The organism is Streptomyces sp. BBFR2 (assembly GCF_044497305.1).
In the GTDB taxonomy this organism is placed as follows: Bacteria; Actinomycetota; Actinomycetes; order Streptomycetales; family Streptomycetaceae; genus Streptomyces.
In genome coordinates this window covers 2787802-2797500 of record NZ_CP172415.1, presented here as the reverse complement: position 1 = coordinate 2797500, position 9699 = coordinate 2787802, and the positions used below count along the sequence as shown (strand labels likewise).

Annotated in this window: 6 protein-coding genes and 2 rRNA genes (1 of these 8 only partly in view); 3 read left to right on the top strand and 5 right to left on the bottom strand. The window is 69.8% G+C overall.

Annotation, left to right across the window (positions count from 1 at the left end; genetic code table 11):
• The 3 genes from ACGH2B_RS10740 to ACGH2B_RS10730 form a co-directional block, all read left to right on the top strand.
• Positions 1 to 1450, top strand: a 23S ribosomal RNA gene (locus ACGH2B_RS10740) (it extends 1671 nt beyond the left edge of the window).
• A 73-nt stretch (positions 1451 to 1523) separates the two neighbouring features.
• A 5S ribosomal RNA gene (rrf, locus tag ACGH2B_RS10735) occupies positions 1524 to 1640 on the top strand.
• A 112-nt stretch (positions 1641 to 1752) separates the two neighbouring features.
• Positions 1753 to 2277: a GNAT family N-acetyltransferase gene (locus ACGH2B_RS10730; RefSeq protein WP_399087411.1), complete on the top strand. Its 525-nt coding sequence runs from the start codon at positions 1753 to 1755 to the stop codon at positions 2275 to 2277.
• A gap of 27 nt (positions 2278 to 2304) precedes the next feature.
• On the opposite strand, the gene ACGH2B_RS10725 is transcribed toward ACGH2B_RS10730, so the two are convergent.
• Genes ACGH2B_RS10725 through ACGH2B_RS10705 form a run of 5 tightly spaced genes read right to left on the bottom strand, consistent with a single transcriptional unit; the run spans position 2305 to position 9564 of the window.
• Positions 2305 to 4389 carry a type VI secretion protein gene (locus ACGH2B_RS10725; protein WP_399087409.1) on the bottom strand — a complete coding sequence of 695 codons (2085 nt, stop codon included), beginning with the start codon at positions 4387 to 4389 and terminating at the stop codon, positions 2305 to 2307.
• Complete coding sequence (locus ACGH2B_RS10720; RefSeq protein WP_399096915.1) at positions 4386 to 5852, bottom strand: ATP-binding protein; 1467 nt, start codon at positions 5850 to 5852, stop codon at positions 4386 to 4388. The genes ACGH2B_RS10725 and ACGH2B_RS10720 overlap by 4 nt, the downstream gene beginning before the upstream one ends.
• Positions 5853 to 5880: 28 nt before the next feature.
• Positions 5881 to 7443 (bottom strand): SCO6880 family protein, encoded by a 1563-nt coding sequence (locus ACGH2B_RS10715; RefSeq protein ID WP_399087407.1) that lies wholly within the window; start codon positions 7441 to 7443, stop codon positions 5881 to 5883.
• Positions 7440 to 8729: a hypothetical protein gene (locus ACGH2B_RS10710; protein ID WP_399087405.1), complete on the bottom strand. Its 1290-nt coding sequence runs from the start codon at positions 8727 to 8729 to the stop codon at positions 7440 to 7442. The genes ACGH2B_RS10715 and ACGH2B_RS10710 overlap by 4 nt, the downstream gene beginning before the upstream one ends.
• On the bottom strand, positions 8719 to 9564 hold the full coding sequence (locus ACGH2B_RS10705; RefSeq protein WP_399087404.1) for a hypothetical protein: 846 nt from the start codon (positions 9562 to 9564) through the stop codon (positions 8719 to 8721). The genes ACGH2B_RS10710 and ACGH2B_RS10705 overlap by 11 nt, the downstream gene beginning before the upstream one ends.
• Positions 9565 to 9699: the final 135 nt, after the last annotated feature.

Sequence of the window (9699 nt, the reverse complement as noted above, 5' to 3'; positions counted from 1 at the left end):
GGTTGTCCCGGGGTAAGGGTGTAGCCCGTCATCTAGGCAAATCCGGATGACATGGTGGGTGAGACCTGATGCCGAGCCGATTGTGGTGAAGTGGATGATCCTATGCTGTCGAGAAAAGCCTCTAGCGAGTTTCATGGCGGCCCGTACCCTAAACCGACTCAGGTGGTCAGGTAGAGAATACCGAGGCGTTCGGGTGAACTATGGTTAAGGAACTCGGCAAAATGCCCCCGTAACTTCGGGAGAAGGGGGGCCATTGCTGGTGATCGGATTTTCTCCGTGAGCTGGTGGTGGCCGCAGAGACCAGCGAGAAGCGACTGTTTACTAAAAACACAGGTCCGTGCGAAGCCGTAAGGCGATGTATACGGACTGACGCCTGCCCGGTGCTGGAACGTTAAGGGGACCGGTTAGTCATGATTCGTCATGGCGAAGCTGAGAACTTAAGCGCCAGTAAACGGCGGTGGTAACTATAACCATCCTAAGGTAGCGAAATTCCTTGTCGGGTAAGTTCCGACCTGCACGAATGGCGTAACGACTTCTCGACTGTCTCAACCATAGGCCCGGTGAAATTGCACTACGAGTAAAGATGCTCGTTTCGCGCAGCAGGACGGAAAGACCCCGGGACCTTTACTATAGCTTGATATTGGTGTTCGGTTCGGCTTGTGTAGGATAGGTGGGAGACTGTGAAGCGGCCACGCCAGTGGTTGTGGAGTCGTTGTTGAAATACCACTCTGGTCGTGCTGGATGTCTAACCTGGGTCCGTGATCCGGATCAGGGACAGTGTCTGGTGGGTAGTTTAACTGGGGCGGTTGCCTCCTAAAGGGTAACGGAGGCGCCCAAAGGTTCCCTCAGCCTGGTTGGCAATCAGGTGTTGAGTGTAAGTGCACAAGGGAGCTTGACTGTGAGACTGACGGGTCGAGCAGGTACGAAAGTAGGGACTAGTGATCCGGCGGTGGCTTGTGGAAGCGCCGTCGCTCAACGGATAAAAGGTACCCCGGGGATAACAGGCTGATCTTCCCCAAGAGTCCATATCGACGGGATGGTTTGGCACCTCGATGTCGGCTCGTCGCATCCTGGGGCTGGAGTCGGTCCCAAGGGTTGGGCTGTTCGCCCATTAAAGCGGTACGCGAGCTGGGTTTAGAACGTCGTGAGACAGTTCGGTCCCTATCCGCTGTGCGCGTAGGAGTCTTGAGAAGGGCTGTCCCTAGTACGAGAGGACCGGGACGGACGAACCTCTGGTGTGCCAGTTGTTCTGCCAAGGGCATGGCTGGTTGGCTACGTTCGGAAAGGATAACCGCTGAAAGCATCTAAGCGGGAAGCCTGCTTCGAGATGAGGGCTCCCTCCCACTTGATGGGGTAAGGCTCCCAGTAGACGACTGGGTTGATAGGCCAGATATGGAAGACCGGTAACGGTTGGAGTTGACTGGTACTAATAGGCCGAGGGCTTGTCCTCAGTTGCTCGCGTCCACTGTGTAGGTTCTGAAGTAACGACCTGTGTTGTGCCGGGTTGGTTAACTTCATAGTGTTTCGGTGGTCATTGCGTTAGGGAAACGCCCGGTTACATTCCGAACCCGGAAGCTAAGCCTTTCAGCGCCGATGGTACTGCAGAGGGGACTCTGTGGGAGAGTAGGACGCCGCCGAACAATTTTTAGCTCCGGTCTCCGCAACCAGTTTGGTTGCGGAGACCGGAGCATTTTTGCGTTGTGCCTGTGGATTTCACTGGTCAGCGGGGGCGGGCGCTGCGATGCTGTGGCAATGGCGTACCTGATCAGACCGGTGAAGGCGGACGAGTGGAAGCGGCTCAAGGAGCTGCGGCTGGCGGCGCTGGCGGATTCCGTGGCGCGGGTGGCGTTCCGGGAGACGTTCGAGGAAGTCGCGGCGCAGCCGGCGGAGTACTGGCAGGAACGGGCCGCGCGGAGTGATGAGAGCGGCACCGCGCTGACACTCATCGGTGAGGGCCCGGACGGCAGTTGGGGCGGAATGGTCGTGGTGCGGCTGGACGCCGAGGCCGAGGTGGCACAGACGGAGATCGTGGCGGCCTACGTACGGCCCGAATACCGGGGGACGGGGCTGTCGCGGGAGCTGTTCGAGGCGGCGCTCGGCTGGTCGTGGAGCCTTTCGGAGCCGGTGGTGGCCCGCGTACGGGTGTGGGTGCACGAGGAGAACGCGCCGGCGGAGGGGCTGTACCGGGCGCTGGGGTTCGCCCCTACGGGGCGGACGGCGGCGGATCCGCGGAATGCGGAGGCCGTCGAACGGGAGATGGCGCTGGCCCGGTTGTAGCGGGTGGGCCGCCCCGGGGTGTACGGCTCAGAGGGGCGGAGTCGCGTGGGGCCAGCGGGCGCGGGCCTGTTCCGGGGAGCGCATCGTGGCGAGGGTGAGCAGGCCGCGGGGCGGGTCCGTACGGAGGAGGTCCGGTAGGGCCGGCAGCGGGGCCAGTGCGGCGATGTCGTCCAGGACGAGGGTGAGCGGCGGATCGAGGCGCCCGGTGGAGGAGCGGGTGGCCAGCCGGCGGCCGTGCTCGACGACGTACGTCAGGAGCGCGGTGAGCAGCGGCATCGTGCCCGGGTCGGGGCGCGGGTCCTCCAGGGCATCGCCGACGACGTAGAGCGTGCCGCCCTCGTCGAGGAAGGAATCGAGGGCGAGGGCGTCGGCGCGCTGGGCGTTGCAGGCGTCGCGGATGTGGACGGAGCCGAGGGCGGACAGGGCCCGGTCCGCCAGCTTCTTCGCCTGGTCGCGGCGTTCCGGGTGGGCGGTCAGGACGGATTCCAGCTCGCCCGCCTGGCCGGGGGCGGACTTCGGGTCGGTGCGCAGGACGCGGACCGGTTCCTGGGCGCCGCCGGTGGCGTGTGCCCAGCGGTGCAGTTGGCGGAACGGGCGTCCGTCCAGTGCGGCCGCGTGCAGCCAGCAGCGCAGCAGCGTCCGGGCGGCGTCGGCGACGGCCGCGTCCAACGGACTGTGCGGTGCCACGGGGGCCAGCAGCGCGGCGGCGCGGGAGGCGGCGGTGGCGAGGTCCTCGCAGCCGGCCGTCGGTGACCAGCGGAGACGGGACGGGGTGTCGAGGCGGTGCGCCGGGTCGTAGGCGAGGACGGGGCCGAGTTTGGCGCGGGCGTCCTTGGAGGCCGACCAGAGGGACGGATCGGTGGTCGCCACGACGACGGGGCCCGGGGCCGCGGCGACGGCGGCGAGCGCCGCGGCGGTGGCGGCGGTGCGGTCCGTGCCGAAGAGGAGACGGGGCAGAGGCGGTTCGGGGGAGGCGCCGGGCAGAGGCGTGGAGGCTGCGCCGGTGAGAGAGGTGGCGGCTGCGGCGGCGAGCGCGCCCCCGGGGAAGGGGGTGCTCGTACCGGGAGCTGTGGTGGGCGTGTCCGGGGAAACGCTGGGGCCGGGGGCCGTGCCCGCGACGAGGGGCGTGCCCGGGGCGGGAGTCGTGCCGAGGGCTGCGCCCGGGGCGGCGGCCGCGCTTGCCCCAAGGGCTGCGCCTCCCCCGAGGGATGTGCCGGAATCCGTGGTCGCGCCGGAGGCCGTACCCGTAAGGGAAGCGGCGTTGAGGGTGCCGGGGCTGTTCCCGGTGGCCGTCTCCGTAGGGGTGGGCGTCGTGACGCCCGTGGCGGGCGGCGTGTCCGTGCCGAAGGGCGTGCGTGGGGCGTTGGTTGAGGGGGCGTCAAGTGACGGGGCGGATTCCGGCGGTGTACCGGTGGCAGCGGGGCCCGTAGCCCCAGGAGCGGCCGGGGCGGAGTCCGTAGGGGCGTATCCGGACGGTCCCCGAGGGGCTGTGCGGCGGGCGCGGCGGACGGCGCGGTAGCGGGTGAGGGTGCCGAGGATGAAGAGGGTCAGGACCAGCAGGGCCATCAGTTCGCCGATGAGCAGGCCCCAGAAGAGGCCGTAGCCGGAGAGCTGGGTCTTGGGGGTGGCGGGCCAGGCGCCGGGGAGGTCGTGCGGTTCGGTGACGAGGTGGCGGAGGGCGCCGGGGGTGCCGGAGTAGCTGACGCCGTCCGGCCAGGCGCCGTGGCTGAGGAGCCCGGCGAGGCCGGTCGCCGTCCAGATCAGGACGCTCAGGCCGAGGAGGAAGCCCAGCAGGCCGAGGAGGAGGGAGTCCGGGACGCCGCCGTGCTGCCGGGGGCCGCGGGCGGGCCGGGGGCCGCCGTACCGGGGGCCGTGCGGTCCGGTGGCGTGCGGCTCCGGGTGGCCGCCCCGTGGGTCGTACCGGTCGTCGTACGGCGCGGGGTGGCCGCCTCGGGGTGCGTACCGGTCGTCGTACGCACCCGCGGGGCCGCCCCGTCGGGCGTACGTCCCGGTGCGGCCGGCCTCCTGGTCGTGCCGGGCGCCGGGGGGCGCGTAGCCGTCGTCGTACGCCCCTGGGTGGCCGTCCCGGGGGGCCGGGCCGCGGGGGGTCACGCCACCGTCTCGCTCGACTCGCCCTGGAGCTGGCGGGCCAGGGCCAGGGCCTCGGCGCGCTGTTCGGCCTCGGCGTCGGCGGCGGCTTCCAGGGCGCGGGCCTCGTCGGTGGGCAGGGCGGAGGCGGCGGAGACCTCGGACGCCTCGGTCATCGCGCGGTCGGTGTAGACCAGCGGGCGTTCCGCCTCGGTGATGAGGTGTTTGACGACCTGGACGTTGCCGTTGACGTCCCAGACGGCGATGCCGGGCGTCAGCGTCGGGATGATCTCGACGGCCCAGCGGGGCAGGCCCAGGACCTGGCCGGTGGCGCGGGCCTCGTCGGCCTTCTGGGCGTAGATGGTGCGGGTCGAGGCCATCTTGAGGATGGCGGCGGCTTCCCGGGCGGCGGCGCCGTCGACGACGTCGCTGAGGTGGTGGACGACGGCGACGAAGGAGAGGCCGAGGCGGCGGCCGAACTTCAGCAGCCGCTGGAAGAGCTGCGCGACGAAGGGGGAGTTGATGATGTGCCACGCCTCCTCCACCAGGAAGATGCGCTTCTTGCGGTCCGGGCGGATCCAGGTGTGCTCCAGCCAGACGCCGACGATCGCCATGAGGATCGGCATGGCGATGGAGTTGCGGTCGATGTGCGAGAGGTCGAAGACGATCAGCGGGGCGTCGAGGTCGATGCCCGCGGAGGTCGGGCCGTCGAACATGCCGCGCAGGTCACCGTCGACGAGACGGTCGAGGACGAGCGCGACGTCTAGGCCCCACGCCCGGACATCGTCTATGTCGACATTCATCGCCTCGGCGGCCTCGGCCTCCGGGTGGCGCAACTGCTCGACGATGTCGGTGAGGACGGGCTGGCGCGGTGCGCCGGAGTCGCCGCCCGCGCCGCCGAACTCGCCGAGGACGGTTGCGTGGGCGACCTTGAGGGCGAAGCCGGAGCGTTCGTCCAGGCCGTGGCCCATCGCGACCTCGATGATCGTCCGCAGCAGCGCGAGCTGGCCGGTGGTGGTGATCGACGGGTCGAGCGGGTTGAGGCGGATGCCGCCGTTGAGGGCGGCGGTCGGGTCGAGGCGGATGGGCGTGATGCCCAGTTGCTCGGCGATGAGGTTCCACTCGCCGACGCCGTCCTCGCCCTGGGCGTCGAGGACGACGACCTGCCGGTCCCGGAAGCGGAGCTGGCGCAGTACGTACGTCTTCTCCAGCGCGGACTTGCCGTTGCCGGATTCGCCGAGTACCAGCCAGTGCGGGGCCGGGAGCTGCTGGCCGTAGAGCTGGAACGGGTCGTAGATGTAGCCCTTGCCGCTGTAGACCTCGCGGCCGATGATGACGCCGGAGTCGCCGAGTCCGGGGGCGGCGGTGGGCAGATAGACGGCCTGCGCCTGTCCGGTGGAGGTGCGTACGGGCAGCCGCGTCGTCTCCACCTTCCCGAACAGGAAGGTCGTGAAGGCGTCGGTGAGCGCTCCGAGCGGATCGAGCATGGCCATGACGTACGCGCCTCCCAGCGGCTTAGCGGCGGATTCCGGTCGCGAACGGCAGGGTGTTGACGAACGCCCGGTGGTGCTCGCGGTCGCACCACTCCAGCTTGAGATAGGACTTTCCGGCCGAGGCGCGGATGGTGCGCTTGTCGCGGGCGAGCGCCTCGGGGGAGCGGGAGGAGACCGTCAGATAGCCGACGAGGTTGACGCCGGCGGCTCCGGAGGCGAGGTCCTCACCGCGCTGGTCGACGCGGCCGTGGTGGGCGACGTCGCGGGGGTCGACGACGCGGTTCATCTTCGCGGCGCGGCTGGCCTCGGCGTCGTCGTTGGTCTTCTCCGTCAGCATCCGCTCGATGGCGATCTCGGTGGGCTCCAGGTCCATGCAGACCGCGACGGTACGGATCACGTCCGGGGTGTGGACCAGCAGCGGGGCGAGGAAGTTGACGCCGACCGGGGTCAGCGGCCACTCCTTGATCCAGGCGGTGGCGTGGCACCAGGGGGCGCGGGTCGTCGACTCGCGGGTCTTGGCCTGGAGGTACGTCGGCTCGACCGCGTCCAGCTCGGCGGGCCAGGCGTTGCGCTTGCTCATCGCCTGGATGTGGTCGATGGGGTGGTCCGGGTCGTACATGGAGTGCACGAGGGAGGCGAGGCGGGCCTGGCCGAGCGGCTGGCGGACGCGGATGTCGGCCTCGGCGAGGCGGGCGCAGATGTCGGTCAGCTCGCGGGCCATGACGACGGCGAGTCCGGCGTCCCGGTCGAGTTTGCCGCGGCCCGTGCCGCCGTACTGGGTGGCGGCGGCGCGGGCCATCGTCATCGCCTCGGCGGCCAGCTCGCGGTCGTAGTGCATACAGGCGACGAGGTAGGCGCGGTGCTGCTCGGAGGAGGTGGAGACCATCGACTGGAGCTGGTCGTACGACTCCTGGAGCCAGGCGGGGGAGGAGGCGTCGCCGCGCTGGGCGACGTCCTTGGCGTGCGCGTCCGGGTCGGCGGGCAGGGTGCGGGCCAGGATCTGCAGGCGGGTGACGAAGCCGTCGCCGTTGGCGACGTGCTTGAGGAGCGTGCCGAAGCGGTCGACCAGCGCCTCCTGGTCCTCGCTGTCGCGCAGACCGACGCCGGGGCCCTCGATCTCGATGGCGGCGGTGACGGTGCGGCGGTCGGCGTGCAGGAGGACGGCGATCTCGTCGGGGCCGAAGGGGGCGGCGAGCCAGTTGATACGGCCGACGCCGGGCGGCGGGCCGATCTCGACCTCCCGGCCGTCGAGCCGGGTGCCGGCCTCGGCGGCGGCGGAACGGTAGGCGGTGCCGCGGCGCAGCGTCCGCCGGTAGCTGCGCCGGATCTCGAACCACTTGTAGAACGTACGGCCCTTGTACGGGACGTACACGGCGGCCAGGCCCAGCACCGGGAAGCCGGTCAGGGCGATGATCCGCAGGGCGAGGACCTGGATCAGCAGACCGCACATCATGCCGAGGAAGGCGCAGGCGATGATCAGGGCGATCTCGCCGGTCTCGCGGTTCTTGCCGACGACGGCGTTGGGCCGGGCGCGGCCGATCAGATATGTCCTGCGGGGCGCGATCGGTTGCGGATGGGTGGTCACCGCCCTTCACCTCCTGCTGACTTGCCGGAACTGGGGGCGCCGGTGCCGGGGTTGGTACGGGGGGCCGGCGGGGCGTTGCGGGTGCTGTGCGCGGCCACGCCGCCGGCGACGGTGTTGGCGGGGGACTGGCCGCCCCCGCCCTGGGACTGGCCGCCGCCGTCGGACTTGCGGGTGCTGTGGGTCTTGATGCCCTGTGAGACGAGGGCGGCGGGCGAGGAGACCATGGCGGCCGCCTGGCTGCCGTCGGTGGCGCGGCCCTTGTTCGTCCGGGCGGAGATCATCTCGTCGCCGAAACCGGGGACGAAACGGTAGATCATCGCGCTGGCGAAGATCGCGAGGACGATGATGGCGAGGCCGGAGACGACGGCGGAGAAGGCGTTGGGACCCTCGTCGGAGGAGAGCGCCCCCGCGATCCCGAGGACGATCACGATCACCGGCTTCACCATGATCACGGCGATCATGATCCCGGCCCAGCGGCGGACGTGGCCCCACATGTTCTTGTCGACGAGCCCGGCGTACACGACGGTGCCCAGCAGCGCGCCGACGTACAGCAGCGCGGCGCGGATCACCAGCTCCAGCCAGAGCACACCGGCGGCGAGCACCGAGACCAGCGAGACGACGATCAGCATGATCGGGCCGCCGCCGATGTCGGTGCCCTTGGTCAGCGCCTCGGAGAACGCGCCGAAGAAGGTGTCGGTCTTCGCACCGGTGCCCTTCGCGATGATCTCGGTGATGCCGTCGGTCGCGGAGACCACGGTGTAAAGGATCAGCGGCGTGAACGCGGAGGCGAGCACGGTCAGCCAGAGGAACCCGACGGCTTCGCTGATCGCCTCCGTCAGCCGGACACCCCGCACGGCGCGCTTGGCGACGGCGAGGAGCCACAGGACGAGGGTGAGGACGGTCGAGGCGGCGAAGACGACGGCGTACTGCCGCAGGAAGGCGGCGTTGGTGAAGTCGATCTGCGAGGTCGCCTTCACGGCTTCCGCCAGCTTGTCGACGATCCACGCAGCGGCCTTGGCGCATCCCTTGGCGAGGGAGGTGAGGGGGTCGAGGGGGTTGTTGTCGGTCAGCCCGGGCGTGGGGGCGCCGCCGGGGGCCTTGTCGCCGTCCTGGCAGTAGTCCTTGGCGGGGCCGGACAGTGCGTCGCAGGCGTCGCCGCCCCCGCTCGGTGAGGGGTCGGGTGACGGTGCGGCCATGGCCCTGGTCGCCAGCATGAAGAGTGTCGCCTGCGCACCGGCCAGCAGGGCGGCCACCGAGGTTGCGCGGCGGCGGGTGTTACCGGGCATAAGTGAACCCTCCGAACTCGTCGACCGCCTTGGTGATCTCTTCCGCGCCGGAGGCCGGGACATCGCCCGTCACCGGGGCGGGCCCGCTCTTCTGGGTGTCGGCGGCGATCTTCCAGTCGCCGCCGGTCCAGGTCAGATCGAAGGTCCAGGTCTTCCAGTCCGAGCGCACCGGGTCCGTGGAACCCGTACCGGCCAGCCCGATCAGGGCCGTGTACCAGACGGACACCTTGGCGGCGCCGTCGCCGAACTTCTCGACCTTGGTCCCCACCGGGATGGTGCGGGAGATGAAGTTCTTGCCCCGGGGGGCGTTGCCCGCGGCGTCGAGCCCGAGCCGCTTCAGGAACGTGGGGGAGTACGCCTTGTCCTGCGACGCCTTGAGCTGGGCGGCCATGCCGGGGGTGTAGACGGCGGCCAGGATCTCGTGGCGGCCGTCCGCGCGGAACATCCGCTCGGACCCCAGCGCCACCGCATAATTCGCCGCCGCCGACTGGGCCCCCTGTTCGGTCTTGGCGAAGCCCTTGGCGATGGTGCCGTTCTTGCCTTCCACCGGGTCGGTGCCGGTGGGGGCGGTGGGGCGGGCGGCGGGGGCTTTGCCGGGGGTGCCGTTCGCGGCGTCGTCGGTTCCGGGGGAGGAGGTGCCGCGGTTGGCGAAGGCGATGGCGGCGATGAGGAGGACCACCACGCCGACGACGGCGATGAGGTTCCGGCTCGACAGACCGGACCGGGACCGGCGCCCCGAGCCGTAGATGTCGCCCTCGCTGTCCGGGAGTCTGGTGCGGGTCTGGCCGGTGGGGTTCGTGTAATCGCCGCCGTAGCCGTCGTCGCTGGTACTCATCGCGTACGTGCCCCCTCAACCGTCATTGCCGTCTCCGCCGTCCTCGCCGCTGTGGCGCTGCCCTCGTATGACCGTAGCCGCGCGGTCGGCGGCTCGGGTGAAGTGGTACGAGTACATCTCACGGTGACGGTTCCT